General features: G+C 68.7%; 26 protein-coding genes. 17 read left to right on the top strand and 9 right to left on the bottom strand.

The window, feature by feature from the left end; all coding sequences use genetic code 11:
* Position 1: 1 nt before the first annotated feature.
* The 5 genes from OG453_RS01165 (at position 2) to OG453_RS01145 (ending at position 5,211) form a co-directional block, all read left to right on the top strand.
* The gene (locus OG453_RS01165; protein ID WP_266863551.1) at positions 2-1,816 is read left to right on the top strand and encodes a cytochrome c biogenesis protein ResB; all 1,815 of its coding nucleotides are present in this window, start codon (positions 2-4) and stop codon (positions 1,814-1,816) included.
* Positions 1,813-2,919, top strand: a complete 1,107-nt coding sequence (gene ccsB / locus OG453_RS01160) for a c-type cytochrome biogenesis protein CcsB (RefSeq protein WP_266863550.1) — start codon at positions 1,813-1,815, stop codon at positions 2,917-2,919. The genes OG453_RS01165 and ccsB overlap by 4 nt, the downstream gene beginning before the upstream one ends.
* 109 nt (positions 2,920-3,028) lie before the next feature.
* The gene (locus OG453_RS01155) at positions 3,029-3,658 is read left to right on the top strand and encodes an RNA polymerase sigma factor (protein ID WP_266863549.1); all 630 of its coding nucleotides are present in this window, start codon (positions 3,029-3,031) and stop codon (positions 3,656-3,658) included.
* Positions 3,655-4,590: a CU044_5270 family protein gene (locus OG453_RS01150; RefSeq protein ID WP_266863547.1), complete on the top strand. Its 936-nt coding sequence runs from the start codon at positions 3,655-3,657 to the stop codon at positions 4,588-4,590. Before OG453_RS01155 ends, OG453_RS01150 begins: the two co-directional genes overlap by 4 nt.
* A 96-nt stretch (positions 4,591-4,686) precedes the next feature.
* A complete protein-coding gene (locus tag OG453_RS01145; RefSeq protein WP_266863545.1) occupies positions 4,687-5,211 on the top strand; it encodes an SRPBCC domain-containing protein in 525 nt (174 codons plus the stop codon).
* Between the two features lie 4 nt (positions 5,212-5,215).
* Here the strand turns inward: OG453_RS01145 and OG453_RS01140 are convergent, their stop codons facing one another.
* The 3 genes from OG453_RS01140 to OG453_RS01130 form a co-directional block, all read right to left on the bottom strand.
* The gene (locus tag OG453_RS01140) at positions 5,216-6,172 is read right to left on the bottom strand and encodes an isopenicillin N synthase family oxygenase (protein WP_266863543.1); all 957 of its coding nucleotides are present in this window, start codon (positions 6,170-6,172) and stop codon (positions 5,216-5,218) included.
* A 37-nt stretch (positions 6,173-6,209) separates the two neighbouring features.
* Positions 6,210-7,172 (bottom strand): phospholipase, encoded by a 963-nt coding sequence (locus tag OG453_RS01135; protein ID WP_266863541.1) that lies wholly within the window; start codon positions 7,170-7,172, stop codon positions 6,210-6,212.
* Between the two features lie 106 nt (positions 7,173-7,278).
* Entirely contained in the window at positions 7,279-7,728 is a 450-nt protein-coding gene (locus OG453_RS01130) for a nucleoside deaminase (protein WP_266863540.1), read from the bottom strand.
* A 142-nt stretch (positions 7,729-7,870) separates the two neighbouring features.
* On the opposite strand from OG453_RS01130, the gene OG453_RS01125 reads away from it, so the two are divergent.
* Positions 7,871-8,788: a DMT family transporter gene (locus tag OG453_RS01125; RefSeq protein WP_266869665.1), complete on the top strand. Its 918-nt coding sequence runs from the start codon at positions 7,871-7,873 to the stop codon at positions 8,786-8,788.
* Here the strand turns inward: OG453_RS01125 and OG453_RS01120 are convergent.
* Together OG453_RS01120 and OG453_RS01115 are read right to left on the bottom strand one after the other, a co-directional pair.
* The gene (locus OG453_RS01120; protein WP_266863538.1) at positions 8,733-9,644 is read right to left on the bottom strand and encodes a LysR family transcriptional regulator; all 912 of its coding nucleotides are present in this window, start codon (positions 9,642-9,644) and stop codon (positions 8,733-8,735) included. The two genes, OG453_RS01125 and OG453_RS01120, sit on opposite strands and share 56 nt — an antisense overlap.
* A complete protein-coding gene (locus OG453_RS01115) occupies positions 9,644-9,967 on the bottom strand; it encodes a PLD nuclease N-terminal domain-containing protein (protein WP_266863536.1) in 324 nt (107 codons plus the stop codon). Before OG453_RS01115 ends, OG453_RS01120 begins: the two co-directional genes overlap by 1 nt.
* Positions 9,968-10,056: 89 nt before the next feature.
* Here OG453_RS01115 and OG453_RS01110 point away from each other — a divergent pair, with 89 nt between their 5' ends.
* The 3 genes from OG453_RS01110 to OG453_RS01100 are packed head-to-tail and all read left to right on the top strand — an operon-like array spanning position 10,057 to position 13,116.
* Entirely contained in the window at positions 10,057-11,508 is a 1,452-nt protein-coding gene (locus tag OG453_RS01110; protein ID WP_266863534.1) for a menaquinone biosynthesis decarboxylase, read from the top strand.
* Positions 11,509-12,432: a menaquinone biosynthesis prenyltransferase MqnP gene (mqnP, locus tag OG453_RS01105; RefSeq protein ID WP_266863532.1), complete on the top strand. Its 924-nt coding sequence runs from the start codon at positions 11,509-11,511 to the stop codon at positions 12,430-12,432. It begins immediately after the preceding gene.
* A gap of 9 nt (positions 12,433-12,441) precedes the next feature.
* The gene (locus OG453_RS01100; protein WP_266863530.1) at positions 12,442-13,116 is read left to right on the top strand and encodes a UbiX family flavin prenyltransferase; all 675 of its coding nucleotides are present in this window, start codon (positions 12,442-12,444) and stop codon (positions 13,114-13,116) included.
* Here the strand turns inward: OG453_RS01100 and OG453_RS01095 are convergent.
* Positions 13,113-13,244, bottom strand: a complete 132-nt coding sequence (locus OG453_RS01095) for a hypothetical protein (RefSeq protein ID WP_266869962.1) — start codon at positions 13,242-13,244, stop codon at positions 13,113-13,115. The two genes, OG453_RS01100 and OG453_RS01095, sit on opposite strands and share 4 nt — an antisense overlap.
* A gap of 133 nt (positions 13,245-13,377) precedes the next feature.
* Between OG453_RS01095 and OG453_RS01090 the strand changes: the two genes are divergently transcribed.
* The 5 genes from OG453_RS01090 to OG453_RS01070 all read left to right on the top strand — a co-directional run bounded on the left by OG453_RS01090 (position 13,378) and on the right by OG453_RS01070 (position 17,944).
* Complete coding sequence (locus tag OG453_RS01090; RefSeq protein WP_135332842.1) at positions 13,378-13,836, top strand: Lrp/AsnC family transcriptional regulator; 459 nt, start codon at positions 13,378-13,380, stop codon at positions 13,834-13,836.
* 57 nt (positions 13,837-13,893) lie between these two features.
* Positions 13,894-15,057: an aminofutalosine synthase MqnE gene (mqnE, locus tag OG453_RS01085; protein WP_266863526.1), complete on the top strand. Its 1,164-nt coding sequence runs from the start codon at positions 13,894-13,896 to the stop codon at positions 15,055-15,057.
* Positions 15,058-15,230: 173 nt separating this feature from the next.
* On the top strand, positions 15,231-15,755 hold the full coding sequence (locus OG453_RS01080) for a GNAT family N-acetyltransferase (RefSeq protein ID WP_266863524.1): 525 nt from the start codon (positions 15,231-15,233) through the stop codon (positions 15,753-15,755).
* A gap of 94 nt (positions 15,756-15,849) precedes the next feature.
* A complete protein-coding gene (locus OG453_RS01075; RefSeq protein WP_266863522.1) occupies positions 15,850-16,140 on the top strand; it encodes a DUF4229 domain-containing protein in 291 nt (96 codons plus the stop codon).
* A 439-nt stretch (positions 16,141-16,579) separates the two neighbouring features.
* Positions 16,580-17,944 (top strand): dicarboxylate/amino acid:cation symporter, encoded by a 1,365-nt coding sequence (locus tag OG453_RS01070; protein ID WP_266863521.1) that lies wholly within the window; start codon positions 16,580-16,582, stop codon positions 17,942-17,944.
* Positions 17,945-18,359: 415 nt separating this feature from the next.
* Here OG453_RS01070 and OG453_RS01060 read toward each other — a convergent pair whose 3' ends face one another.
* The gene (locus OG453_RS01060) at positions 18,360-19,802 is read right to left on the bottom strand and encodes a recombinase family protein (RefSeq protein WP_266863520.1); all 1,443 of its coding nucleotides are present in this window, start codon (positions 19,800-19,802) and stop codon (positions 18,360-18,362) included.
* Positions 19,803-20,053: 251 nt separating this feature from the next.
* Here OG453_RS01060 and OG453_RS01055 point away from each other — a divergent pair, with 251 nt between their 5' ends.
* Both OG453_RS01055 and OG453_RS01050 read left to right on the top strand, forming a co-directional pair.
* Positions 20,054-21,157, top strand: coding sequence for a hypothetical protein (locus OG453_RS01055; RefSeq protein ID WP_266863518.1), 1,104 nt, complete (start codon positions 20,054-20,056; stop codon positions 21,155-21,157).
* Between the two features lie 254 nt (positions 21,158-21,411).
* Entirely contained in the window at positions 21,412-22,059 is a 648-nt protein-coding gene (locus OG453_RS01050; protein WP_266869664.1) for a TetR/AcrR family transcriptional regulator, read from the top strand.
* On the opposite strand, the gene OG453_RS01045 is transcribed toward OG453_RS01050, so the two are convergent.
* Both OG453_RS01045 and OG453_RS01040 read right to left on the bottom strand, forming a co-directional pair.
* On the bottom strand, positions 22,015-22,839 hold the full coding sequence (locus tag OG453_RS01045) for a MaoC family dehydratase (protein ID WP_266863517.1): 825 nt from the start codon (positions 22,837-22,839) through the stop codon (positions 22,015-22,017). The two genes, OG453_RS01050 and OG453_RS01045, sit on opposite strands and share 45 nt — an antisense overlap.
* A 527-nt stretch (positions 22,840-23,366) precedes the next feature.
* Positions 23,367-24,692: a 3-oxoacyl-ACP reductase gene (locus OG453_RS01040; RefSeq protein WP_266863515.1), complete on the bottom strand. Its 1,326-nt coding sequence runs from the start codon at positions 24,690-24,692 to the stop codon at positions 23,367-23,369.
* Positions 24,693-24,764: 72 nt separating this feature from the next.
* Here OG453_RS01040 and OG453_RS01035 point away from each other — a divergent pair, with 72 nt between their 5' ends.
* Complete coding sequence (locus tag OG453_RS01035) at positions 24,765-26,045, top strand: acetyl-CoA C-acetyltransferase (protein ID WP_266863513.1); 1,281 nt, start codon at positions 24,765-24,767, stop codon at positions 26,043-26,045.
* Positions 26,046-26,051: the final 6 nt, after the last annotated feature.

The raw sequence follows: 26,051 nt of genomic DNA, 5'->3' as shown, positions 1-26,051 counted from the left end.
CATGAGCGACACCAAGACGAACACCACGGCCACGGACGACGGCAAGGCCACGGACGAGGGCGTGCAGGACCTGGGAGCCGCGGGCGCCCAGCTGTCCACCGCCCCCGTGGACCGGGCGATGCCCGGCTCCTTCGGCGGGAAGCGGGTGCCCGGTGCCGCAGGCTGGCTGGCCTGGTCCGGCCGTGAGGCCGTCGGCTGGGTGCGCTGGATGTGGCGCCAGCTGACCTCCATGCGGGTCGCGCTGCTTCTGCTCCTGCTGCTCTCGCTCGGCGCGATCCCCGGCTCGCTGATCCCGCAGACCAGCATCGACGAGCTGAAGGTCGCGGATTTCAAGAAGGCCCACACCACGCTCGCGCCGATCTACGAGAAGTTCCAGCTGTTCGACGTCTACAGCTCCGTGTGGTTCTCGGCGATCTACATCCTCCTCTTCGTCTCCCTCATCGGCTGCATCGTGCCCCGCACCTGGCAGTTCATCGGCCAGCTGCGCGGCCGCCCGCCGGGCGCCCCCAAGCGGCTCGACCGGCTGCCCGCGTACACCACCTGGCGCACCGATGCCGAGCCCGAGCAGGTGCACGAGGCGGCGCTGACGCTCCTCAAGGGGCGCCGCTTCCGTGCGGACCTCACCAGCCGTCAGGGCGCGGCCGGCGCCTCCGTCGCCGCGGAGAAGGGCTATCTGCGCGAGGCCGGCAACCTCTTCTTCCACATCTCGCTGATCGTGCTCCTGGTGGCCTTCGCCGTCGGCGCGCTCTTCAAGTCCGAGGGCGGCAAGCTCGTCGTCCAGGGCGACGGGTTCTCCAACACCCTCACTCAGTACGACAACTTCAAGTCCGGCAGCCTCTTCGACACCGACGAGCTGGCGCCGTTCAGCTTCAGGCTGGACAGCTTCGAGTCGTCGTTCGAGCGGAAGGGCCCCGAGAAGGGGACGGCCCGCACCTACCGGGCGAACGTCACCTACAGCGAGGGCACCGACGGTCCGGAGAAGAAGCAGGCCATCGAGGTCAACAAGCCGCTCGAGGTCGACGGCTCGAAGGTCTACCTCATCGGCCAGGGCTACGCGCCGACCGTCACGGTCCGCGACGGCAAGGGCAAGGTCGTCTACAAGGCGTCCGTGCCGCTGCTGCCCATCGACTCCAACGGCACCGCCACCGGCGCCATCAAGGTCCTCGACGGCTACCGCGACAAGAACGGCAAGAAGGAGCAGCTGGGCTTCAACGCCTTCTTCGTGCCGACGTTCGCGGGCTCCGGCCAGGGCAACATGTTCTCCCAGTTCCCCGCGCTGGACTATCCCGTGCTCGCGCTGTCCGCGTACCACGGAAGCCTCGGCGTGGACTCGGGTCTGCCGCAGAACGTGTACCAGCTGGACACCAGCAAGATGACGAAGTTCGAGGACTCCAAGGGCGAACTGCTCAAGCAGCGGATCAGGCCCGGCGAGACGATGAAGCTTCCGGGCGGCGCCGGCTCGATCACCTTCGAGAAGGACATCAAGCGCTGGGCCACCTTCCAGATCTCCCAGCAGCCCGGCAGCATGTGGGCGCTCGTCGGGGCGGTCTCCGCCATCGTCGGGCTCGCCATGTCGCTGTTCATCCAGCGCCGCCGCGTGTGGGTGCGGGCCGTGCCGGGCGCCGACGGCGTCACCGTCGTCGAGATGGCCGGGCTCGGCCGCAGCGAGTCCGCGAAGCTGCCCGAAGAACTGGCCGACCTCGCCGCACACCTTCACGAGCAGGCGCCCAGCGCGCCTGACCCGGCCGACCCCGCCGACCCGGACCATTCCGACCCCACCCCCGATGTTGTTCCTGCCGAAGGGGCTGAGAAATGACTCTCGCCACCACCCTCGCCGCCGAACCGAATGAGAACCTCGCGAACATCAGCAATGTGCTGATCTACTCCGCGATGGCCGTCTACCTCCTTGCCTTCTTCGCGCACATGGCAGAGTGGATCTTCGGCAGCCGCAGCAAGGTCGGCCGCACGGCCGCCGCGCTGACCGCCAAGGCCGACACCGCGGCCAAGGCGCCCGCGGTCACCGTCAAGGCCAAGGGCGGCACCGCCGTCCTGGACCGGCCGAAGGCGGCTCCCAAGGTCGTCACCCGGTCCGTGAGCGGATCACGCGATGTGCCGGACGGTCCCGGTGCGGCGGCCGGTGACGAGAAGGGCGATCTCTACGGCCGTATCGCCGTGTCCCTCACCGTGCTCGCCTTCCTCGTGGAGTTCGGCGGTGTGCTCACCCGCGCGCTGTCGGTGCAGCGGGCCCCCTGGGGCAACATGTACGAGTTCAACATCACCTTCTCCACCATGGCCGTCGGTGTGTACCTCGTACTGCTCGCCCTGAAGAAGAACGTGGGCTGGCTCGGGCTTCCGCTGATCACCACGGTCCTCCTCGATCTCGGTCTCGCCGTCACTGTCTTGTACACCGCCAGCGACCAGTTGGTTCCCGCCCTTCACTCGTACTGGCTGTGGATCCACGTCTCGACCGCGATCTTCTGCGGCGCGACGTTCTACCTGGCGGGCGTCGGGACGATCTTGTACCTCTTCCGCGACTCCTACGAGAACAAGCTCGCCAACGGCGGCCAGCCCGGCCGCTTCGCGACCTCGGTCCTGGAACGCCTGCCCGCCGCGGCCAGCCTCGACAAGTTCTCCTACCGCGTGAACGCCGCCGTCTTCCCGCTGTGGACGTTCACGATCATCGCGGGCGCGATCTGGGCCGGCGACGCGTGGGGCCGCTACTGGGGCTGGGACCCCAAGGAGGTCTGGTCCTTCATCACCTGGGTCGCCTACGCCACCTACCTGCACGCCCGCGCGACGGCGGGCTGGAAGGGCCGCAAGGCCGCCTACCTGGCCCTGATCGCCTTCGGCTGCTGGCTGTTCAACTACTACGGCGTGAACATCTTCGTCACCGGCAAGCACTCGTACGCCGGGGTCTGAACCCCCGTACCGCCGTTGCCTCTTGAGGCCGGTTCCCGTGACCTGTGATCCATGTGATCCAGGCCACGGGAACCGGCCTTCGTCGTACGGACAGATAAGGGGCGTGGAGATGAATCAGGGGGAACATCAGGCACGCCTCAGAGCCTTACGCGCCCGCATCAGGGACGGTGACGCGGACGCTTTCGGCGAGCTCTTCGACGCGTACGCGCGCTCCGTCTACAACCACGCCTACCGCCTGACCGGCGACTGGTCGGCCGCCGAGGACGCCGTCTCGCTGACCTTCCTGGAGGCGTGGCGGCTGCGCGGCAGGATCGACGAGGACGGCGGTTCGCTGCGGCCGTGGCTGCTGGGCGTCGCGACGAACGTGACGCGCAACGCCCGGCGCGCGACCCGGCGGCACGCCGCGGCCGTAGCGCGCCTGCCGCGTGACGAGACCGTCGCCGACTTCGCCGACGAGGTCGCCGAGCGCATCGACGACAAGGAGCAACTGGCCCTCGTACGCAAGGCGCTGAACGCCCTGCGCCGTCCCGAGCGTGAGGTCCTCGCCCTGTGCGTTTGGTCGGGGCTCGGCTATGCCGCGGCCGCAGAGGCGCTCGGCATCCCGGTCGGCACCGTGCGCTCCCGGCTCTCCAGGGCCCGTACAAAACTCGCGAAACATATGGAACCGCCTGCCGGGCGCGGACAGATGAGAGATGACCGCACCACCGCGGTCAGGCCCATCAGGGAGGGAAACCGATGAGTGAATTTCCCGAGCGTGACCTTCCGCCGGGCCGTCATCATCTGCTCAGGGAGCATCTGTTGACCGAGATCCGGCAGAACGAGACGAAGACCGCGAAGGACTCCAAGACTCCGAGGGCCGACAAGAGGTGGTTCCGCCCCACGCTGATCGCGGGAGCGGTGGCCGCGTCCATCGCGGCGGGCGTGCTCGTCGCCTCGCCGTTCGGCGATCAGGCGGCGCAGGCGGGGCCGCCCTCCAAGGAGACCGTGCGGATGCTGGAGGAGATCGCGGCGACGGCGGAGAAGCAGCCCGCGCCCAAGGACGTCCGCGACGACCAGTACGTGTACATCAAGAGCAAGGTCGGATTCATGGCGCAGGAGGAGGGCAAGCCCGCCGAGCTCGACCCCGTGCACCCGCGGGAGATCTGGCTCTCGGTGGACGGCAAGCACGACGAACTGCTGCACGAGCCCGCCAGTGGTTTCGACAACGAGGTCCTGAAGGTGGAGGGGCCGCCCATGCCGTCCGACACCAACTACCGCAACCTGGAGAAGCTGCCGACCGACCCGGTCAACATGCTGGACTGGCTGCACAAGGAGAGCGACGGCAGCTCCAGCGAGGACCAGGCCACGTTCGTCCTGGTCGGCGATCTGCTGTACGAGTCGCTGATGCCGCCGAAGCAGGCCGCGGCCCTCTATCTCGCCGCGTCGAAGATCCCCGGGGTCGAGCTGATCGACGACTCGGTGGATGCCGAAGGGCGGCACGGTGTCGCGATCGCCCGTGAGGACCAGGGGGAGCGCCAGGAGCTGATCTTCGACAAGAAGACCAAGGAGTTCCTGGGCGAGCGCCAGGTCGCCGTCGAGGATCTGCCGTCCGGCCCGAAGAAGGGCGATGTCACCGGCCGCAGCGCGGTCCTGGAGCGGACGGTCGTCGACAAGGCGGGCCAGCGCCCGTAAGCAGTTCTGTCAGTGGTCCCGTCAGTGGTCCCGTCAGTAGTCCTGTAAGCGGTCGCAGGGGGTGCGGAACGGGGCGTACCGGGCCAGGCTTGTGCCATGAACGCGACGATCGGGCAGGGCACAAGCCGGACGGAGGGCTCCAGCGGTACTGGGGGTCCGACCCAGCACCTCCACTACGAGATCCACCTTCCCCACCCTGTGGAGGAGGTCTGGGCGGCGGTCGCCACCCCGGAGGGACTTCCGGGGTGGCTGGCCGCCGCCGACGTGCTTGAACCCCGGCTCGGCGGCGCGGTCACGCTGCGCTGGCTCAACGGGGGCGAGGCGGCGAGCCACTCCGGGCACATCACCGCCTGGGACGTCGAACGCGTCGCCGAGTACACGATCGACCTGCACGGACGCTGCCGCTTCCATCTGGAGCTCGCCCACGGGAAGACCGGCACGACCGTCCGCTTCACCAACGAGTTCACCGGCGACGACGAGCTGCGCCTCGACTGCCTGGCCGGCTGGCACAACCACTTCGAGTTCCTCGTCGACGCGCTCGACGGGCACCCGAAGGACTGGTCGACATGGAGCCTGGACCGCTGGCACGAGCTGCGGGAGATGTACCGCGCCGGCGAGTGACGAGTCAGGCCACCGTGATCGAGTCCAGCTTGGCCCGCAGATACGTGTGCGAGTCCACCGGCTCGTACGCGACCCGCCCCACCGGCGCGGGCACCGACTCCACGAGCGTGCCCGGCGTGCACTCGCCGAAGTAGACCAGAGACATCAGTTCCTCGGCCGGTGCGTCGGCCGGTGGCGGAAGCACCCGGTGGCGGCCCGAGCGCCAGCGGTCGCCGGTCCAACGGGCCATCAGATCCCCGATGTTGACGGTCAGGGCGTCCGGGTCGTACGGCGCGTCAGCCCAGCCGCCCGCGTCGGTGAAGACCTGAAGACCGCCCTTGCCCGACTGCCGGTCCAGGACGGTGACGGTGCCGAAGTCGGTGTGCGGGCCGATGCGGAACTGGCCCGGCCGGGGTGTGCCGACGACGTCCGTGCCCGGATACCAGTTGATGTTGAAGCCGTACGTGGGGTGGCTCATGTGCCGGGTGAAGAAGTCGGGCTCCTCGCCGAGCGCCTCGCCCAGCAGGGTCAGGAGCCGGTTGGTCAGCTCTTCCATCCGGGCCAGGTAGTCCGCGCACAGCGCCTTGAGCCCGGCCGCCTCCGCGGGCCAGACGTTCGGCTCGTACCACTCGGCGTTCACCGCCGGGTCGTCGAAGGGCCGGTCGGTCGCGAAGGTCAGGGACTCCTTCAGGTCGGGCGGCGTCTCGGTGCCCTCCGAGTAGGCGTTGGCCTCGGCGCCGGGGCCGAGCCAGCCGCGGCCGCCGACCTTCGCGGCGTAGCGCTCCTTGACCGGCGCGGGCAGCGTGAAGAACGCGCGGGCCGCCGCGCGGATGCGGGTGCGCAGGGCCGGGTCCACGCCGTGGCCGGTGACCAGCAGGAACCCGGCCGTCCGCAGCGCGCGGTCGACGGTCCGCGCGACGGCGGCGCGGTCCGCAGAGCCGCCCGTGAGCCATGGCCGCAGGTCGATGGTGGGGATCGTCATGCTCACCACTCTCCTCCGGCCGCGTGCGTCCGGAGGGTCAGCTGCCGAAGGGGACGTCCGCCGGGGTGGCCATGCGGCGGGTGTCCGGGTGGGCCTTCACGTAGTCCGTGATGTACGAGAGCGACTCCCGCACCCCGCTGTCGTCGGTGCCGCAGCCCTTCAGGCCGCTGACGCCGTCCGGGTAGCACGACATCCGGTTGCCGTAGATCAGGCTGTCCACGGCGGCGCTCCCGTCGGACGCGTCGAGCAGCGTGGCGGCGCGCTCCCCGTCGCCCTTGCCCACCGTCCAGCCGACGGTCTGCGCGAGCTCTCCGGCGTCCCGGGGCTTCCTGGCGGCCTCCAGCTCCTGCCGGATGCTGCCGAACTTCAGCGCCATGTTGAACAGGCCGTTGTCCATCACGCGCTGGTTGCCGGGGACGTTCGGACCGTGCTCGGCGAAGCCGTCCCGGACGTCGGCGTAGGCGCCGCTGTAGCTGACGGCTTCCTTGGAGTTCAGGTCACCGAGGGCGTTCTTCCAGCCGCTGCCGCCCTCCGTGCCGTAGAAGCCGTAGAGCACCCGGATGCCCCTGCTCTCCAGCTTCTCGCGCGCCATGTCCCGCAGGGCCGCCACGGAGCAGTGGCGCCACTCGGGGTCGGCGCTGTCGCACCAGTCGGGGTTCTTCATGTCCAGCCAGACGAAGGAGACTTGGCGCCCGCCGTCGTGCTCCTTGGCCACCTGGTCGAACATGTCCGACATGGTGTCGCCGTAGCTGGTGAGGGTGCCGTCGTGGTCCGCCCACCAGCCATCGCGCCAGGCCGTGGCGTCGATCTCCAGCGCGTTGGCCCCGTTCGCCAGCGCCGTGGTCACTCCGCCCGTGGTCAGCACCCGGTGGGCGATGGCCCAGGTGGGGCGCTGCTCGGCGGTGCTCGGCGCGGCGCTGCTCGGCGCGGCGAGGGTGACCGCGGAGACGGCCAGGGCCAGCGGGAGCAGTACGGCGCGAAGGCGGCGTGGGGCGGCCATGAGGACGGGTCCTTTCAGTTGCCCGGGCTGCGTGGGGCGGCAGCCCGTCAGCACTGTACGTCAAGTTACCCGCGGGTAATCGTCGGCTGCGCTGCGTACTCGGCCGCTACTCCCCGATGTCCTCGTTCCACAACTCCGGACGCGCCGCGATGAACTCCCTCATCATCGCCGCGCACCGCGCATCGTCGAGGACGACGATCTCCACGCCGTGCTCGGCCAGCCAGTCGTGCCCGCCGTGGAACGTCAGCGCCTCGCCCACCACGACCCGCGAGATCCCGAACTGCCGCACCAGACCGCTGCAGTACCAGCAGGGCGAGAGGGTCGTCACCATCGTCGTGCCGCGATAGGTGCGCCGCCGCCCCGCGTTCCGGAACGCCGCCGTCTCCGCGTGCAGGGACGGATCGCCGTCCTGCACACGCCGGTTGTGCCCGCGCCCCAGCAGCGTGCCGTCGGCGCCGTAGAGCGCGGCGCCGATCGGGATGCCGCCCTCCGCGAGCCCCTGCCTGGCCTCCTCGACGGCGGTCGCGAGCCATGCGCGGGCCTGTGCCTGATCCATGTACACACCTTTCGGTACACACCTTTCGGTACACACCTTCGTCGTGACCCATCGTCCCCGCCGATGCCCCCATCGGCAGGACGCCCCACTGGCTCGTGGACCAGGGGATACGCCCGCTCGTAGCTTCATGGGCATGACCTCCATGACCTCAGAGAACAAGGGCACGGCCCAGCTCACCGCCGCGATGGTGCTCTCCGGCACCCTCGGGATCTTCGTCGTCGAGTCCGGCGCGTCGGCCTTCAACGTCGTCTTCTTCCGCGTGCTCTTCGGCGCCCTCGCTCTCGGGGCGTACGCGTTCGCCCGCGGCTACTTCAAGAACCACGGCCTCACCCCGAAGAAGCTCGGCCTCGCCGCGCTCGGCGGGGCGTTCATCGTCTTCAACTGGGTGTTCCTCTTCAAGGCGTACGAGGCCACCTCGATCTCCCTGGCCACGGTCGTCTACCACACGCAGCCGTTCTTGCTGGTGCTGATGAGCGCCGTCATCTTCCGCGAGCGGCTGACGAAGCATCAACTTGGCTGGCTGGGCGCCGCGTTCGCGGGGCTCGTACTCGTCTCCGGGGTGCGCCCCGGCGATCTCGGCTCGCTAACCGGCATCGGCTTCGCGCTCCTGGCGGCCCTCCTCTACGGCCTCTCCACGCTCGTCACCAAGCGCGTCACCGGGGTGCGCCCGCACCTCATCGCCCTCGTCCAAGTCCTCGTCGGCATCCCGCTGTTGCTGCCCTTCGCCGACTTCGGCGCGATGAGCGGCACGGGCACGGGCTGGGGCTGGCTCGTCGGGCTCGGCGTGATCCACACCGGTCTGATGTACGTCCTGATGTACGCGGCGTACGCCAAGCTCCCCACCGCGAAGATCGCGGTGCTCGCGTTCACCTACCCGGCGGTCGCGATGGTCGCCGACTGGGCCGTCTACGGGCACCACATCGGCCTGGTCCAGGCGCTCGGCGTACCGCTGATCGTGCTCGCCAGTCTGAAGATCAACCGCGCCAAGTCGCCCACGACAGTGGCTAGTTCACCGGCTCCGCGGCCTGCTCCCGCACCAGCCGCACCGTCTGCTCGATGAAGAGCCGCACATGGCTGGGGAGCCGCTTCCCCGACCGCCACGCCAACTGCGTGTGCAGCACGAACGGCGGCTCCCACGGCAGTGCGACGAGCACCCCCGAAGCCAGCTCGTCCCGCACCGCCATCCGCGGAAGCAGCGCCACCCCGAGGCCACCGGCGACACCCCGCTTGGTGGCCTCGATCGTGCCGAACTCCATGAAGGGCGGCGGCGCGCCGTTCCGCTCGCGCAGCTCGTCCTCGAAGAGGTCGCGGTAGGGACAGCCGGGCTCCGTGCCGACCAGCTGGACCGCCGCCAGGTCACCCGTGGCGAGCGAGTCCGCCCCGTGCGCGGCCAGCGGATGCGTCGGCGAGCAGACGAGCACCAGCGGCTCCTCCGCGAGCACCTCGGTCTCCAGGCCCTGGTGCGCGGTCTCCCGCTCCAGCAGGAATCCCACGTCGTACGTGCCCTGGCGCAGCGCCTGGCGCGTCTCGTCGCCGAGGGTGGGCCGCAGCGAGAGCTGCACCTTCGGGTAGCGGTGGTGGAAGAGTTCGAGGAGCGGCGGCAGCCGGTAGGAGGTCAGGGACTCCATCGTGCCGACCGCGATCGCGCCGCTCGGCTCCCCGGCGTCGACGACCGCCGTCCGTGCCTCGTCAGCGAGCTCGATGATCTGCCGCGCGTACGGCAGCAGCCGCTCGCCCGCGGCCGTGAGGCGGATCCGGCTGCCGAGCCGGTCGAAGAGCTCGCTGCCGAGCGAGGACTCCAGGGAGCGGATCTGGCTGGTGACGCTGGACTGGGCGTACTTCAGCTCGGCGGCCGCCTGCGTGAAGCTCAGTACGGTCGCGACCTTCTCGAAGGTGATCAGCAGCCGCAGTTCCATCAGCCCTCGCTGCCCCTGTCCTTCTTCTTCTCGTCGGGGTCCTCGTCCCGAAGGGACTTCAGGAACTCGGGGTTGTCGTCCGGCGCCACCCACTGCCCGCCGCGCCCGCCGCGCGCCGAAGCGCCGGCGCCCGGGGCGTGGCGCACCTTGCCGGTGACGAACCAGGCGATCGGCCCGAGCAGCACCTCGCCGAAGAGCAGCACGATGATGACCCACACCACCTTCGGCAGATGCCTGACCTCCTTCTCCGGAGTGTTCAGGACATCGATGAAGGCGTAGATCCACACCGCGAGGACCAGCAGGAACGGCAGATACCTGAGCATGGTTGCGCGATTCCCCAAGCGACGAAGGAGGGGCGGTGTCAGGGCCCCGGTGACGGGGCCAGGGTAGCCGGTGACCGATACTGGAACGCATGGCTTATGACGATCTTCGCTCCCTGCTCCGGGCTCTGGACCGCGAGGGCGATCTCAAGCGCATCAAGGCCGAGGTCGACCCCTATCTGGAGGTCGGCGAGATCGTCGACCGGGTGCAGAAGTCCGGTGGCCCCGCGCTTCTCTTCGAGAACGTCAAGGGCTCGGCGATGCCCCTGGCCATGAACGTGTACGGGACGGACCGCCGCCTCCTGAAGGCGCTCGGCCTGAAGTCGTACGGCGAGATCAGCGACAAGATCGGCGGCCTCCTCAAGCCGGAGCTGCCGCACGGCTTCGTCGGCGTGCGGGAGGCGTTCGGCAAGCTCGGCGCCATGACGCACGTACCGCCGAAGAAGGTGAAGGACGCTCCCGTGCAGGAAGTGGTCCTCACCGGCGATGACGTCGACCTGGAGAAGCTGCCCGCGCTCTTCACCTGGCCGGAGGACGGCGGCTCCTTCTTCAACCTGGGCCTGACCCACACCAAGGACCCGGACACCGGCGTACGCAACCTCGGTCTGTACCGCCTGCAGCGCCACGACAAGCGCACCATCGGCATGCACTGGCAGATCCACAAGGACAGCCGCAACCACTACCAGGTGGCCGCCCGCAGGGGCGAGAAGCTGCCGGTCGCGATCGCCTTCGGCTGCCCGCCGGCCGTCACGTACGCGTCGACGGCGCCGCTGCCCGGTGACATGGACGAGTACATGCTGGCCGGGTTCATCCAGGGCAAGCGCGTCGAGATGGTCGACTGCAAGACGGTCCCGCTCCAGGTCCCGGCGAACGCCGAGGTCGTCATCGAGGGCTGGCTCGAGCCGGGCGAGATGCTCCCGGAGGGCCCCTTCGGCGACCACACCGGGTTCTACACGCCGCAGGAGGACTTCCCCGCGCTGAAGATCGACTGCGTGACGATGCGGAAGCGTCCGCTGCTCCAGTCGATCGTCGTCGGCCGCCCGCCGACGGAGGACGGCCCGCTCGGCCGCGCCACCGAACGCTTCTTCCTGCCGCTCCTCAAGGTGATCGTCCCCGACATCGTGGACTACCACCTGCCCGAGTCCGGCGGCTTCCACAACTGCGCGATCGTCTCGATCGACAAGAAGTACCCGAAGCACGCGCAGAAGGTCATGCACGCCATCTGGGGCGCCCACATGATGTCGCTGACCAAGCTGATCGTGGTCGTGGACAAGGACTGCGACGTCCATGACCTGCACGAAGTGTCCTGGCGCGCGCTCGGCAACACCGACTACGCACGCGATCTGACGGTGGCCGAAGGTCCCGTCGACCATCTCGACCACGCCTCCTACCAGCAGTTCTGGGGCGGCAAGGCGGGCATCGACGCGACGAAGAAGCTGCCCGAAGAGGGATACACGCGGGACGGGGGCTGGCCCAACATGGTCGAGTCCGACCCGGAGACGGCGTCGAAGGTCGACCGCCGCTGGAAGGAGTACGGGCTCTAGATGAGTGCTGATTCAGCAACCTCGGATCTCTTCGGCCCGGAGCCCGCGCCGCCCGGCAAGGTCAAGGCCTTCCTGCGCCTCGTGATGATCGAGCACTCGGTCTTCGCGCTGCCCTTCGCGTACATCGCGTCCCTGACCGCGATGTACCAGTGGGACGAGAACATCCACTGGGGGCGGCTGCTCCTGGTCACCATCTGCATGGTCGGCCTGCGGACCTTCGCGATGGCGGCGAACCGGATCATCGACCGCGAGATCGACGCCCGCAACCCGCGCACCGCGCACCGCGAACTCGTCACGGGTGCCGTGTCGGTGAAGTCCGCGTGGACGGGCGCGCTCATCGCGCTCGTGGTGTTCCTCGGCTCGGCGGCGCTGCTCAACCCGCTGTGCCTGGCGCTCGCGCCGATCGCGGTGATCCCGATGGTGGTCTATCCGTACGGCAAGCGGTTCACGAACTTCCCGCAGGCCATCCTCGGCTTCGCCCAGGCGATGGGCCCGGTCGGCGCCTGGATCGCGGTCACCGGGGAGTGGTCGGGGCAGGCGGTGATCCTCGGGCTCGCCGTCGGCGTCTGGATCGGCGGCTTCGACCTGATCTACGCCTGCCAGGACGTGGAGACGGACCGCGAGGTCGGCGTGCTCTCGGTGCCCGCGCGCTTCGGCATCCCGGCCGCCGTCTGGGGTGCGCGCGGCTGCCATCTGCTGACCACGGCGCTCTTCGTCTGGTACGCCGCTTCGACCGACGCGGGAACGTTCTTCTGGCTCGGGATCGCGGTCGTCGCCGGCGCGTTCGTCTACGAGCACTCCATCGTGAAGCCCCACGATCTGTCCCGGCTCAACCGCGCCTTCTTCCAGGTCAACGGCTTCATCGGCATCGCGCTGTTCGTCTGCGCGCTGCTCGATCTGCTGGTGCGTGGTCTCACCGTCTAGGCTCACAGTGTGAACCCAGGAGATACGCAGCGTAAGCCTTGGATCGTGGGGGTGTCCGGCGCCTCGGGGACCCCGTACGCCGCAGCCGTGCTGCGCGCGCTGCTCGCGGCCGGGGAGAGCGTGGACCTCGTCGTCTCGCGGGCCTCACGCCTGACGCTGCTCGACGAGACGGGCATCGCCTTCCGGGACGCGCACTGGCGCGACGATCTGCACGCGTGGCTGGGCCGTGGCGCCGACGGGAAGCCGGAGACGTTCGACGTGCCGGTGGACGACGTGCGGTACTGGGCGCCCGGTGATCTGGCCGCGGGCCCCTCGTCGGGGTCGTACGCGACCAAGGGAATGCTGATCGTGCCCGCGTCCACGGCGTGCGTGGCGGGGGTGGCGCTCGGTCTCTCGAAGGACCTGCTGCAGCGGTCGGCGAGCGTGACGCTCAAGGAAGGCCGGCAGCTGGTCGTCTGCGTACGCGAGACGCCGCTGAACGGGCCGACGCTGAAGCACTTGGTGAGCCTGGACGAGGCGGGCGCGGTCGTGCTGCCCGCCTCTCCGGCGTTCTACGCAGGGGCGACACACATCCAGGATCTGGTGGACTTCGTCGCCGGGCGGGTGCTGGACGCGGCGGGTGTGCCGCACAGCTTGTACCGCCGTTGGGAGGGAGAGCTCGGCTCCGGCTCCCAGGGGGCTTAGCGCTTCTTGCTGCCGCGCTTCTTGCGGGCGGCGGCCTTGAGCGCGCTGGTGGGCTGATGGGCACGCGAGCGGTTGGCTATGTCCTGAAGCTCGCGCATCCGGGCGTAGGCCATCTCGATCGAGTACACGGGTGACTCACTCCTGAAGGATCGTCGTTGATCTGCTGAGATTGAGAAAGATTCACAGGGTGTAGACCCTGTTGCGCCTTAGATTCTACACATAGACTCGCGGTATCGCTGAATAATGAAAGGCATCGCACCTATGGACGCCGTGGACAGGCAGCTCATCCAGGCCCTGCGGGAGAACGGCAGGGCCTCGTACGCCGAACTCGGCCGCCTCGTCGGTCTCTCCGGCCCGAGCGTCACGGACCGGATCAACCGCCTGGAGGCGGCCGGTGTCATCACCGGTTACCGCGCGACCGTCGACTCGGCGTCGCTGGGCCTCGGGGTCATCGCCCTCATCGGCATCTCGCTCTCGGACGCCGCCGACCACGAGGACGTGGCGCGCCGGCTGAAGGACCTGCACGAGATCGAGGACTGCTGGTTCATCGCGGGCGACGACTCGTACATGCTCAAGGTCCGTGCCAGTGACGTGGACGGCCTGGAGAAGACGATCCGCAGGCTGAGCGGCACGAAGGGCGTCTCCAGGACGCGTACGACGATCGTGCTCTCCACCAAGTGGGAGAACCGGGTCGGGGAGCTGCCCGAAGAGGTCCAGTGATGTAGGCGTACCGTGGGCGAGGCCTGATTTACGTAGACATTGGAGAGGCGGCCGGGTATGGACGCGGGGCTGAAGCGCGAGCTGGAGCAGAAGGTTCGGGCCGGCGAGCGGCTGTCCCGCGAGGACGGCATCGCGCTCTACGCGTCGGACGATCTGGCCTGGCTCGGCGGTCTCGCCCACGAGGTGCGCACCCGCAAGAACGGCGACGTGGTGCACTTCAACGTCAACCGTCACCTCAACATGACGAACGTGTGCACCGCGTCCTGCGCCTACTGCTCGTTCCAGCGCAAGCCGGGCGAGAAGGACGCGTACACGATGCGCATCGAGGAGGCCGTCCGCCTCGCCAAGGCGATGGAGGGCGAGAACCTCACCGAGCTGCACATCGTCAACGGCCTGCACCCGAACCTGCCGTGGCGGTACTACCCGCGTTCGCTGAGCGAGCTCAAGAAGGCGCTCCCGAGCGTCTCCCTGAAGGCGTTCACGGCCACGGAGATCCACCACTTCGAGACGATCTCGGGAATGTCGGCCTCCGACATCCTCGACGAGCTCATCGAGGCGGGCCTCGAGTCCCTCACCGGCGGCGGCGCGGAGATCTTCGACTGGGAGGTCCGCCAGCACATCGTGGACCACCGCACCCACTGGGAGGACTGGTCGCGCATCCACCGCCTCGCGCACGAGAAGGGTCTGAAGACCCCGTGCACGATGCTGTACGGCCACATCGAGGAGCCCCGCCACCGCGTCGACCACGTCCTTCGGCTGCGTGAGCTGCAGGACGAGACGAACGGCTTCCAGGTCTTCATCCCGCTGCGCTACCAGCACGACTTCGTGGACATGAAGGACGGCAAGGTCCGCAACAAGCTCCAGGCGCGGACGACCATGGCGTCCGGCGCGGAGGCCCTGAAGACCTTCGCGGTCTCCCGGCTGCTCTTCGACAACGTCCCGCACGTCAAGGTCTTCTGGGTCATGCACGGCCTGCAGACGACGCAGCTCGCGCTGCAGCACGGCGCGGACGACATGGACGGCTCGGTCGTCGAGTACAAGATCACGCACGACGCGGACGACTTCGGCACGCCGAACAAGCTGACGCGCGAGGACCTCCTCGACCTCATCCGCGAGGCCGGCTTCCGCCCCGTGGAGCGCAATACGCGGTACGAGGCGATCCGTGAGTACGAGGGTCCCGACCTGTCGCTGCGGGAGACCCCGCAGGCGATGCGGGTCTGACCCGTCCCTTCTCGAACCGTGTGCGAGCCCCGGCCTCACGAGGCCGGGGCTCGCTGCGTCTGTCAGCCGGGGCTCGCTGCGTCTGGCAGAGGCCTGTCGGAGGTCTGCCAGAGGTCTGTCCGGGATGCGGAATGCGCTTGAGGCGAGATGATGGTAATGGTTACTCTCCCATTATGACTCTTACCTTCCGTCTGGACCCGGAGATCGACCCCGCCCTCCGCGACGGCGTGCTCGCGCTCTGGGCCGATGTGTCCAACGCCGGCGGCGCGGTCGGTTTCGTACCGCCCGTGACGGTCGAGGACATACGCCCCGAGTGGCTCAAGCGGCTGGCCCAGCTGAGCCAGGGGGAGACCCGGCTGCTCGTGGGGTACGACGAGGACGGTGCCGTCGCCGCGACCGCCTTCCTCGCCTACAACACGCACCGCCTGATGAAGCACTGGATCTGGCTGTACGTGGTGATGGTGCACCCCAAGCACCAGGGCAAGGGCTACGGCCGGGACCTGATGGCCGCCGCGGCCGACGCCGCCCGGGGGATCGACGGCATCGACGCGATCCGGCTGACCTGCCGGGGCGGCACCGGCGTGGACCGCTTCTACGAGTCCTGCGGATACAAGGAGGTCGGGCGGGTGCCCGGCGCCATCCGGGTCGGCCCCGGCGACGACCGCGACGACATCACGATGCTGCTCCCGCTCGGCTGAGGGTTCACCCCCCTGCTGGAGGCGGGCCCTCCCGTGCTTCACTGGAGGGGCTCGTCCTACTCGGGCCCATTTCGGAACGGAAGAGTGGATTGACATGCTCCGCTACACGCTGATGCGCCTCGGAATCTTCGTGGGCTGCTCTCTCGCGATCTGGGGACTTGTCTATGCCGAGATCCTGCCGAGGGGTCTCGGGGACTCCAACCTCCTCTGGGTGCTGCTGCTCGCCCTCGTCGTCTCCGCGCCCATCAGCTTCGTGGCGCTGCGCAAGGAGCGTGACCGGGCCTCGGTCCAGGTCGCCGAGCGGGTTGAGCGGACCAAGGCCAGCCTCGAGGCGAACCGCACGCAGGAGGACCTCGCCGACGACGCGGCCCGCGCGCAGTCGTGAGGCCTCGTAAGGACTCACGGGACCGCGTAAGGCCCTCGTAAGGTTCGTCACACAGATCTCGGCCCCGGTACTGGAGCGATCCGCTCCAGTACCGGGGTTTTGTGCGTTTTGGGAGCCGTTCGGCCTCTGATTGGCCGCCTCTACCTCAAACAAGACCTTTGATGTTCCCAAAGTTTGAGTGTTAACGTGTTCGACATGAAGACAGCAGCCGCGCCCCACGTCCCCATGAGCGTTCCGCTCGTGGCGCGCCTGCATGTCGATCTCTGCCGCTGCATGTCCGCGGCCTGTCGTTGCTGTCGTTGAACAGCGCGAGCGAAAACAGCGCGAGCGACAAGCACCAACTGACATCTGCACTGCAGCGGCGCCGTAACGGCCGTTCCGTCTGACCCCTCGCGGTCGCCGCTCCCTCACGTCCCCTGCCATTACCCGGAGTGTGTCCGTGTCCGCGAACTCCCCCGTAGCCGCCGGCGATCAGCCGGAAGAGAAGTCGAAGCCCGGCTTCCGGATACCCAAGTTCCTCAAGGTGCCCTTCTGGGCCCAGATCCTCGGCGGTCTGGTCATCGGCGTCCTGCTCGGCTGGCTCGCCCGCAGCCAGGACATCTCCTGGCTGGTCACCACCCTGGACAAGGTGGGCAGCACCTTCATCGGGCTGCTGAAGCTGGCGGTCGCCCCGCTCGTCTTCTTCGCCATCCTGGTCTCGATCACCAACCTGCGTAAGGTCAACAACGCGGCGCGGCTCGCCTCGCAGACGCTGGTCTGGTTCATGATCACGTCCCTGATCGCGGTCGTCATCGGCCTCGCGATCGGCCTCATCACGAACCCCGGCGCCGGCACCGGCCTCACCCCGAAGGACGGCGCCAAGCCGGACGACGCGGGCTCCTGGATCGACTTCCTGACCGGCATCATCCCGACGGACGTCGTTACGCCCTTCACCGACCTGAACGTCCTGCAGATCGTCTTCATGGCCGCCGTCGCCGGTATCGCCGTACTGAAGATCGGTGACAAGGCGCAGCCGATCCTGGACCTGAGCGAGTCGGTCCTGGCTCTCCTCCAGAAGGCCCTGTGGTGGGTCATCAAGCTCTCCCCGATCGGCACCATCGGCCTCATCGGCTTCGCCATCGCCGACTACGGCTGGGACCTGATCTCCAAGTACGCGACGTTCACCGCCGACATTTACATCGGCTGCGCCCTGGTGATGTTCGGCGTCTACCCGCTGCTGCTCACGTTCGTCGCCAAGGTCAACCCGCTGCAGTTCTTCAAGGGCGCCTGGCCCGCGATCCAGCTGGCCTTCGTCTCCCGCTCCTCGGTCGGCACCATGCCGGTCACCCAGAAGGTCACCGAGCGCCTCGGCGTCCCGAAGGAGTACACGTCCTTCGCCGTGCCCTTCGGCGCGACCACCAAGATGGACGGCTGCGCCGCGATCTACCCGGCGATCGCCGCGATCTTCGTCGCGCAGATCTTCGACGTGCAGATGGGCATCAAGGAGTACCTGCTGATCGCGTTCGTGTCGGTCGTCGGCTCCGCCGCCACCGCCGGTCTGACGGGCGCCACGGTCATGCTGACCCTGACCCTGTCGACGCTGGGCCTCCCGATGGAGGGCGTGGGCCTGCTGCTCGCCATCGACCCGGTCCTCGACATGATGCGAACTGCCACGAATGTGGCCGGTCAGGTTGCAACGCCGTTGATCGTGGCCGCGCGGGAGAACATCCTCGACCGCGACAAGTACGCGAAGGCCACGTCGTCCCCGCTCGACGGGTACGACGAGCCTGCCGACGAGCGGCAGCCGGTGCCTGTCGCCGCCTGACGTCCCCCCGCTCGTAGCGAGCGTGCCCCGCACCTGGATTTGTTCTGGGTGCGGGGCATGTTTGCTGAGGGGGTCACTGCGGCACAGGCGCCGGCACCGACTACCGACTCAAGACCTGGGATGACCTCGACGCAGCACCTGTGACCGGCCACGCGCGCACCTCATGCGGACTTGCTGGCGCCTCGGCTGCCTACCCGAGTACGAGCCGCTGCACCTGCGAGCGTGGGCCCACTCCCTCGGCACGCGGCCACATCTTGCCCAAAACCCGCGCCTACTCGACCACGTACGCGGCACTGCGCGCTGACCGAGCAGAGCACGAGGGCCATGGCGAACTGGACTCTGGCGCGGCTGACATGGTCCGACGCTCGCCCCTCGGCAGTTGTCGATGGCTATGTCACCGACCAGGCCAAGGCCATCAGTCCGAGGGCGTCTGATCCTCTGCGCCGACCGGTGTGATCTTGATGGAAGAGATCTCGGGCGGCTTGCGCCTTCCTCTACCGACGCTGAACACATCGACCTTGTGGATCACGCTGGAAACGATGGCCCGGCGCCGTACGAGATTCTCGACGCTGTCGTCTTGCCAGACGGCCCAAACATCGGTCTCGGCACGTGACTGCCGTACGACAGTCGCGGCCTCACGTGTGCGCAGCGTCTGGAGTTCGTCGCGGAGGTGGGCCAGCGAGTCGAAGTAGTCCTCGTCTTCCATCTGGCCTGCCTTCCACCTGCCCCGCATTGCTCGAATGCGATCTTCCAGCAGGCTGATCTGGCCGGTGAGATCCTCGTCCGGGGCTGGTGGCTGTTGAGGCTTGCGCTTGGACAACGCGGCTTCCACCACCTCGTTCAGGCGCTCCTCGATCCACGTGTACTGGCGATTGACCTTCCCGCAGCCAAGGTTTCCGTTCGCGCCCCGCTCGGCCGAGTGACAGAACGTTCGTCGGAACGTACGCCCCTGGACGGTGGCCCATTGGACACGCATCGTTGACTGGCAGTGTCCGCACCGGAGGAACCCTGAGTACACGTGCTTCCGCTTGCCCTGGCCCTGCGCGTTCCGTGTGGCGCGGCCATCAAGGACAGCCTGGACGTTCTCCCACTGCTCACGCGTGAGCGGGGCGCCGTAGATGCTGTCACCGACGTCGCGACCCTTGTGGGTCACGATTCCCCCGGTTCGCTCGGCTCGGAAGACCCGCTTGACCGCTTTGATGTCCCAGACTGCGGCCAGAGGTGTCCTCGATCCTTCCGCGTTCCAGAAGCGCGCCACATCCCCTGGAGTCTTCGGCGTGCGGTCCATGAGCATCCGATACCCGGCGCGGATGAGCTCCGTCTCGTCGTCGTCCAACTCCTTGAAGTACGTGCCTTCCTTGAACCCGAACTGGCGCTTGCCGCCCGCGTGTGGCTTGCCTTGCTCGCGCCGCTGAAGAAGGGAGTTGTTCACACGCTCCGACATCCGCTCGGTCTCCTGCTGGGCCACTGCGCCCTTGATGGTCAGGATCATCCGGCCGTTCGCGGTCTGCGTGTCCTCGCCCTCTGTTGTGGCGAAGGCGAACCCCTGCTCCTTCTGCTCCTCCAGGAATCTGCTCAACTCGCTGATCCGGCGCGTCAGTCGGTCGATTGAGTAGACGACGACTCCGTCAATGAATCCGTCTCGGGCGTCACGCATCATCTCCGCGTACTGCGGTCGGCGCTTCTTGCTGGTGGTCGACGCTGAGATGTCGTTCTCGGGGTAGACCTTGTAAACGCCCCACCCCATGCGCTCACATAACTCTCGGCATGCCTTCTCCTGGCGCTGGATGCCGAGTTCCTGACCCTTGCGGTCCTTGCTGATCCGGACGTAGATCCCCACGCGCTTCGGCTTGGCCATGCCCCACCCCTGATGGTCGCGGACAACCCACCTGCGCACCGTTCAACGTACATACCTATAGTCCGGTCACGGGTGTGGCCGGTCAGGCGCTGGTGCTGTGATCGTCGCGGCCCGCGAGAAGGTCCTCGACCACGACGTGTGTCTGTTGAGGGGGTCCGGGGCCACACCAGGCTTTGGTGGTTCCCGCCCTGTGCTGTAACGGATGAGACAAGATCACGCACTGGGCGATCTACGTCCCTACCCTGCCTCACATGGGCGGGATTGATGTGGCCAACGGAGTCGTCGGCGCGATGCTGGGGATGCTGTTCGCGGTGCTGTTCCAACAACCGTTACAGAACAGCTGGTACAGGCTGCGGACTCGCTCCACGCGAGCGGTCCGGAGCCTGAGGCTGCGCGAGGAGTCCGGGCCCGCGTGGAGGACCTTCTCCCTGGGCCCTCTCCACACCTCTGCCCTGGTCGTGGAGGGAGACGGCGAGTCGTCTGTTCCGGCCGACGCCATCTATATCCAAGTCCTCGACGAAGAGATCGAGCTGCCCTCGGACATGGTCGGCTGGCGGGCTGAAGTCGAGGCAGAGAGCGCACGTTTACGTGAAGAGGGCCGAACACCGTTGTGGAACGGACCGCGCTACGCAGTCGAGTCGTTCGATGTCTCTCGCACTGCCCTCGACGAACAGCCCGAAGCTCACCTGCGGCTTCGCCCGACGGACTACTACACGTTTCTCGCGGCTCAGCAGCTCGATCGCCGACTGGCCGATGGCACAACCCCTCGGTCCCGCTACCTCGACCCTGACCAACCACTGCACGCTCCGGCGTTTCTACAGTGCAGTTTCGCGATCAACGTTGCGGTTGTGACCGCCGACGACATGTTGGTCGTCAGCCAGCGCAGTGACCGGGTCCGTATGGCACCAGGTGTCTGGAACTCCTCCGTGAACGAGGGTATGTCACGGCACATCGACTCATCCGGCCGGAGCGCCCCTGACCTGCATGCTGTCGCCCGGCGCGGCATGCGTGAGGAGCTCTCCGCCGAGCCGAACGAATACTCTCTTGAACTCCTTGCCTTTGTGCTGGACGTCGACAAACGCCACTGGAGCGCGCACTTCTACGCCAGGCTCAAGGACTTGACCCGCGAAGGCCTGCAGGCCCGTATGAGCAGAGGAGTCGCGGACAGATGGGAACACCAGACCATCGACTACGTGCCTTTCCGCCCTGCAACTGTGCTCAAGTACCTGCTGCGCGCCGACCGCATCCATCGGTGGGCTCCGCTTGCACCGGCGCTCTTCCATCTCGCGTTGGTGCACGTCTACAGCCGTACAACGGTCGAGAGGGCGGGGGTGCAGGTTCTTCGGCGTATGTAGCAGTGGACGTAGCCGAATGGCGACTCACGCTCTCGAGCATGTAGATCTCCCAGCACATCCGGCGCCGGCACGGCGGCAACCTCGTTCCCGGATCTATCCGGGGCGGGGCGCGGCGGCTGTCGGGGGTGGACCGTAGGCTGGGTCGTCTGTGCACAAGTTGTGTGGAAGGCGGGCGGCCGGGGGTGGGCGAAGTGAAGGCCGGGGTGGCCGGTGGGGGTGGGGCTTCCGGGGCGGTCGGGAAGCGGCAGAAGCGGATGCCGCGGGCGGTGCGGGAGCAGCAGATGCTGGATGCCGCCGTGCGGATCTTCGGGCAGCGTGGTTACCGTGCCGCGTCCATGGACGAGATCGCCGAGGTCGCCGGGGTCTCGAAGCCGCTCGTCTATCTCTATCTGAACTCCAAGGAAGAGCTGTTCACGGCGTGCATCCGGCGGGAGGCGGCGGCGCTTGTCGCCGCCGTGCGGTGCGGGGTGAGCGGCGGTGGGCCCGCCGACCGGCAGCTGTGGGCCGGGCTGCGGGCCTTCTTCGCGCACACCGCGGAGCGGCCCGACGCGTGGGTGGTCCTGCACAACCAGGCGCGGACGCAAGGGGAGCCGTTCGCGGCCGAAGTCGCCGTCATGCGCGAGGAGATCCTGGCCTTTGTGACGGCCCTGATCGCGGAGGCGGCGCGGGAGGCGCACGGGAATCCGGCCCTGGCCGAGCGTGAAGTGGCGGGTCTCGCACAGGCGTTGGTGGGCGCGGCGGAGTCGCTGGCCGGCTGGGCCAAAGAGGACGCCTCCGTCTCCGCGAAGGAGGCCGCGGCGACGCTGATGAACTTTGCCTGGGCAGGGCTTGGGGATCTGATGCGGGGGCGCCGGTGGTCACCCGGTGCCGGTGAGGTGGACAGCCCCGGTGGGGGAGCGTAGTTCGAAGGCGGGGCCTTCGGCGGCGTAGATGACGGTGCTGGGGAGTAGTACGGGGGCCTTGAACTCGGCGTGTATGCGGCGGGGGTGGGTGTCCGTTTGCCGCTCGGCGAGGCAGCGGGCGAACGTCCACATGCCGTGGGCGATGGCCCGGGGGAAGCCGAGGGCGCGGGCGGTCAGCGCGTACAGGTGGATGGGGTTGCGGTCGCCCGTGGCGGCGCCGTAGCGGCGGCCGAGGTCTGGGGGGAGCTGCCATTCGGCTCGGGCGGGGAGGGGCGTGGTGTCGGCCGGGGCGCCGCCGGTCGCCTGTGGGGTGGTGTTGGTGTTGCTGGTCTTGTGCCGGGCCAGGTAAGTGCTGGTGGACGTCCAGACTGCCGTGCCGTCCGTGGCGCGTGCCTCGGTGACGACGGTGGCTTCGGTGCCGCGGCGGTGGGGGCTCAACTCGGCCGCGTGTACGCCGATTTCGAGCTCCTCGGTGGGGCTGAGGGGCCGCTCCTGCGCGATCTCGATGGAGGTGTGGACGAGGCCGAGGAGGGGGAGCGGGAAGGTCCGGGCGGTCATGATCCCCATGGCGAGGGGGAAGCCGAGGATGTGCGGATACGTGAGGGGGAGGGCGGCGTCGTGGGCGTCGTCGTATCCGCAGAGGTTTGCGTAGGTGGTGAGGTGGCGGGGGTCGGGGCGGGCTGCGGGGCGGGTGCGGGGCGTGGTGTCGAGCGGTGCGTCTGGGCGGGGGCGCTTGAAGGGGGAGAGGAGGGCGCCGCGCAGGAGTTGGGGGGCGAGCATGGGGGTCCTTGTCTGTTGGGGGGGGCGGGCTCACGTTTGGCTGGCCTGCTTGCGGTGCGGTTCGTCTTGGGGGCGGGGCGGCCGCCGTCGGCCGTGGTGGGGCGCCTCGTCGTCTTGGCGGCCGGCCCGTCGTGGGTGGGGCGCCTCGCCGTCTTGGGGGCGGGGCCGCGCCGGTATGTCCGTACTCGCCATCTCGGTCTGGGCGTTCTGCTGCTGCGGCTGGGGAGTGCTGCGTACCGTGCTCCGTGCGGACATACCGACACGTCCCCTCGCGAGCGTTGCGCGCTGACGGTGCGTGGGGGCCGATGCCCGTCCCCTCGCGTCTCGTCGCGTGCTGACGGTGCGTGGGGCCGTGGTCCAGCCCTTTGTGTACGTCGCGCACTGCGGGTGAGTGGTGCCGTACCGCCACCTCCCCCACCCACCCCGGCAAGTCGCCCGCTGCCGGGCAATCGGGCGGGTGGGCGGGAAAGGCTTGTTCGGTGGGGCGAGGCTGCCGGGTTACGGGCGGGTGGGTGGGAAAGGCCTGTTCATGCTCCCAGCAGGGACTGGCCGCAGACCCGGATTACCTGGCCGTTCACCCCGCCGGAGGCCACGCCGGACAGCCAGGCCGTCGTTTCCGCCACGTCCACCGGAAGGCCCCCCTGCGCAAGGGAGTTCATACGGCGGCCCGCCTCCCGGATGAGGAGAGGGACCGCCGCCGTCATCTTCGTCTCGATGAAGCCGGGGGCCACCGCGTTCACCGTCACCCCGTACTCCGCGAGAGCCCGGGGCGCGAGCGAGCGGACGAGGCCGATGATGCCCGCCTTGCTCGCCGCGTAGTTCGTCTGCCCGACGTTCCCCGCGATCCCGGCGATCGACGCCGTGGCGACCACGCTGCCGCCCCGCTTCAGCGTCCCGGACGAGAGCAGGGCGTCTGTCGTTCGCAGCACGCTTGTGAGGTTGACGTCCAGGACCGGGTCCCAGCGGTCCGCCGTCATGTTCGCCAGCTTGCGGTCCCGTGTGATGCCCGCGTTGTGGATCAGTACGTCGAGGCCGCCCCCGGCGGACACCGCCGCCGCGATGCGCTCGCCCGCGTCGTCCGCCGTGATGTCCAGTGGCAGTGCCGTCCCGCCCAGCCGGTCCGCCACCCGCACCAACTCCGCCTGGGCGGACGGAACGTCGAGTACGACGACGTGCGCACCGTCCCTGGCGAGGACCTCCGCCACCGCCTCGCCGATGCCCCGCGCCGCGCCCGTGACCAGCGCCGTGCGGCCGGCCAGCGGGCGGTCCCAGTCGCAGGGGGCGGGCTCGGCGTCCCCGACCTCTATCACCTGGCCGCTGACATACGCCGACCTCGGTGAGAGGAGGAAGCGGAGGGTCGATTCCGCCGCCGATGCCGAGCTGATGCGGGTGAGGGTCGCGGTGCGGCCCCTTCCCAGCTCCTTGCCCAGTGAACGTACAAAGCCTTCCAGTGCTTGTTGCGCTGCTGCTTGGTGGTGGTCGGATGGCGAGACCGGTGCGCCGATGACGACGATGCGGCCGTTCGCCGCCACCTGTCGCACGACCGGGTGCAGCGCCGCGTGGACCTGGGCCAGGCCCGGAGTGTCCGACAGTGCCGTCGCGTCGAGAACGACCGCCGACACGTGCTCGGCGGCGTCGGTCGCGGTGACTTCCTTCAGGCCGGTCCGGGCCAGGATCTCCGCCAGCGTCGAGGTGTGCTGCGAATCCCCCGCCGTCAGGTGCAGCAACTCGCCCTCCAGCTCGGGGTGTTCGGCTGACCAGCGGCGCAGCGGCGCCGGCTGGGGGAGGCCGAGCCTGCGGGTGAGGAAGCGGCCGGGTGCGGTGCCCGTGAAGTTCAGATAGCGGTCGGCCATTGTCCAACTCCCAGCTCGGTCGTAAATTTACTTCAGAGTAAGGTTACTCAAGGGTCAGGAGCTGGTCGAGACATGAATCTGCCCACCACCCGCCGCGTGGCGGTCATCGGCGGCAGCCGTATCCCCTTCGCGCGCTCCGACGGCCCGTACGCGACCGCCTCCAACCAGGAGATGCTTACCGCCGCCGTCGACGGGCTCGTAGAGCAATTCCGTCTTGAAGGGCCGGGCGCCGTAGGGGAGTTCGTCGCCGGCGCCGTGCTCAAGCACAGCCGCGACTTCAATCTCGCCCGCGAGACCGTCCTCGGCTCGCGGCTCGCTCCGACCACTCCCGCGTACGACATCCAGCAGGCCTGCGGCACCGGGCTGCAAGCCGTCATCGCCGCCGCCAACAAGATCGCGCTGGGGCAGACGGAGTCCGCCGTGGCGGGCGGCGCCGACACCGCGAGCGACGCGCCGCTCGGCGTCAACGACTCCCTGCGCAAGATCCTGCTGGCCGCGCGGCGGGCGAAGACGGCCGGGGCGAGGGTGAAGGCTCTTGCCGGGATCCGCCCCGGGCATCTCGTGCCGGACATTCCCCGCAACGCCGAGCCCCGCACCGGCCTTTCGATGGGCGAGCACGCCGCCGTCACCGCGGAGGCGTGGGGCGTCTCGCGGGCCGCTCAGGACGAACTGGCCGCCGCCAGCCATCAGCGGCTCGCCGCGGCGTACGAGCGCGGCTTTCTGGAGGGGCTTGTTGTTCCCTTCCGTGGGCTTGAGCGGGACCAGAATCTGCGGCCGGGGTCCACTGCCGAGAAGCTGGCGGCGTTGCGGCCGGTCTTCGGGGTGAAGGGGGCCAACCCGACGATGACCGCCGGGAATTCGACTCCTCTGACGGATGGGGCGGCTGTCGCGCTGCTTGCGAGTGAGGAATGGGCGGGGGAGCGGGGGCTTGATCCGCTGGCGTATCTGACCGCCTATGAGACGGCCGCGGTGGATTTCGTGGGAGGTGATGTCGTCGGGGGTGCCGGGGACGGGTTGTTGATGGCGCCTGCCCATGCCGTGCCGCGGATGCTGGAGCGGGTGGGGCTCGGGCTCTCCGACTTCGACTTCGTCGAGATTCATGAGGCGTTCGCCTCGCAGGTGCTTGCGACGCTGGCCGCGTGGGAGAAGGCGGGGCTTGGGGCGGTGGACCGCGGGCGACTCAACGTCGCCGGTTCGTCGCTGGCGACGGGGCATCCCTTTGCGGCCACGGGGGCGCGGATCGTCGCCACGCTGGCGAAGCTGCTGGCGGAACGGGGGGCTCCTGGGCGGGGGTTGATCTCGATCTGCGCGGCGGGTGGGCAGGGGGTGACGGCGATTCTCGAGCGCGGCTAGTCAAGA

The organism is Streptomyces sp. NBC_01381, from assembly GCF_026340305.1.
Lineage (GTDB): Bacteria > Actinomycetota > Actinomycetes > Streptomycetales > Streptomycetaceae > Streptomyces.
This window is presented reverse-complemented; position numbering and strand designations above follow the sequence as displayed.

Excerpts from the sequence above, each read along its gene's own strand:
- OG453_RS01165 (WP_266863551.1), top strand. The coding sequence starts at position 2 with ATGAGCGACACCAAGACGAACACCACGGCCACGGACGACGGCAAGGCC.
- ccsB (WP_266863550.1), top strand. The coding sequence starts at position 1,813 with ATGACTCTCGCCACCACCCTCGCCGCCGAACCGAATGAGAACCTCGCG.
- OG453_RS01155 (WP_266863549.1), top strand. The coding sequence starts at position 3,029 with ATGAATCAGGGGGAACATCAGGCACGCCTCAGAGCCTTACGCGCCCGC.
- OG453_RS01150 (WP_266863547.1), top strand. The coding sequence starts at position 3,655 with ATGAGTGAATTTCCCGAGCGTGACCTTCCGCCGGGCCGTCATCATCTG.
- OG453_RS01145 (WP_266863545.1), top strand. The coding sequence starts at position 4,687 with ATGAACGCGACGATCGGGCAGGGCACAAGCCGGACGGAGGGCTCCAGC.
- OG453_RS01140 (WP_266863543.1), bottom strand. The coding sequence starts at position 6,172 with ATGACGATCCCCACCATCGACCTGCGGCCATGGCTCACGGGCGGCTCT.
- OG453_RS01135 (WP_266863541.1), bottom strand. The coding sequence starts at position 7,172 with ATGGCCGCCCCACGCCGCCTTCGCGCCGTACTGCTCCCGCTGGCCCTG.
- OG453_RS01130 (WP_266863540.1), bottom strand. The coding sequence starts at position 7,728 with ATGGATCAGGCACAGGCCCGCGCATGGCTCGCGACCGCCGTCGAGGAG.
- OG453_RS01125 (WP_266869665.1), top strand. The coding sequence starts at position 7,871 with ATGACCTCAGAGAACAAGGGCACGGCCCAGCTCACCGCCGCGATGGTG.
- OG453_RS01120 (WP_266863538.1), bottom strand. The coding sequence starts at position 9,644 with ATGGAACTGCGGCTGCTGATCACCTTCGAGAAGGTCGCGACCGTACTG.
- OG453_RS01115 (WP_266863536.1), bottom strand. The coding sequence starts at position 9,967 with ATGCTCAGGTATCTGCCGTTCCTGCTGGTCCTCGCGGTGTGGATCTAC.
- OG453_RS01110 (WP_266863534.1), top strand. The coding sequence starts at position 10,057 with ATGGCTTATGACGATCTTCGCTCCCTGCTCCGGGCTCTGGACCGCGAG.
- mqnP (WP_266863532.1), top strand. The coding sequence starts at position 11,509 with ATGAGTGCTGATTCAGCAACCTCGGATCTCTTCGGCCCGGAGCCCGCG.
- OG453_RS01090 (WP_135332842.1), top strand. The coding sequence starts at position 13,378 with ATGGACGCCGTGGACAGGCAGCTCATCCAGGCCCTGCGGGAGAACGGC.
- mqnE (WP_266863526.1), top strand. The coding sequence starts at position 13,894 with ATGGACGCGGGGCTGAAGCGCGAGCTGGAGCAGAAGGTTCGGGCCGGC.
- OG453_RS01080 (WP_266863524.1), top strand. The coding sequence starts at position 15,231 with ATGACTCTTACCTTCCGTCTGGACCCGGAGATCGACCCCGCCCTCCGC.
- OG453_RS01075 (WP_266863522.1), top strand. The coding sequence starts at position 15,850 with ATGCTCCGCTACACGCTGATGCGCCTCGGAATCTTCGTGGGCTGCTCT.
- OG453_RS01060 (WP_266863520.1), bottom strand. The coding sequence starts at position 19,802 with ATGGCCAAGCCGAAGCGCGTGGGGATCTACGTCCGGATCAGCAAGGAC.
- OG453_RS01055 (WP_266863518.1), top strand. The coding sequence starts at position 20,054 with ATGGGCGGGATTGATGTGGCCAACGGAGTCGTCGGCGCGATGCTGGGG.
- OG453_RS01050 (WP_266869664.1), top strand. The coding sequence starts at position 21,412 with ATGCCGCGGGCGGTGCGGGAGCAGCAGATGCTGGATGCCGCCGTGCGG.
- OG453_RS01045 (WP_266863517.1), bottom strand. The coding sequence starts at position 22,839 with ATGCTCGCCCCCCAACTCCTGCGCGGCGCCCTCCTCTCCCCCTTCAAG.
- OG453_RS01040 (WP_266863515.1), bottom strand. The coding sequence starts at position 24,692 with ATGGCCGACCGCTATCTGAACTTCACGGGCACCGCACCCGGCCGCTTC.
- OG453_RS01035 (WP_266863513.1), top strand. The coding sequence starts at position 24,765 with ATGAATCTGCCCACCACCCGCCGCGTGGCGGTCATCGGCGGCAGCCGT.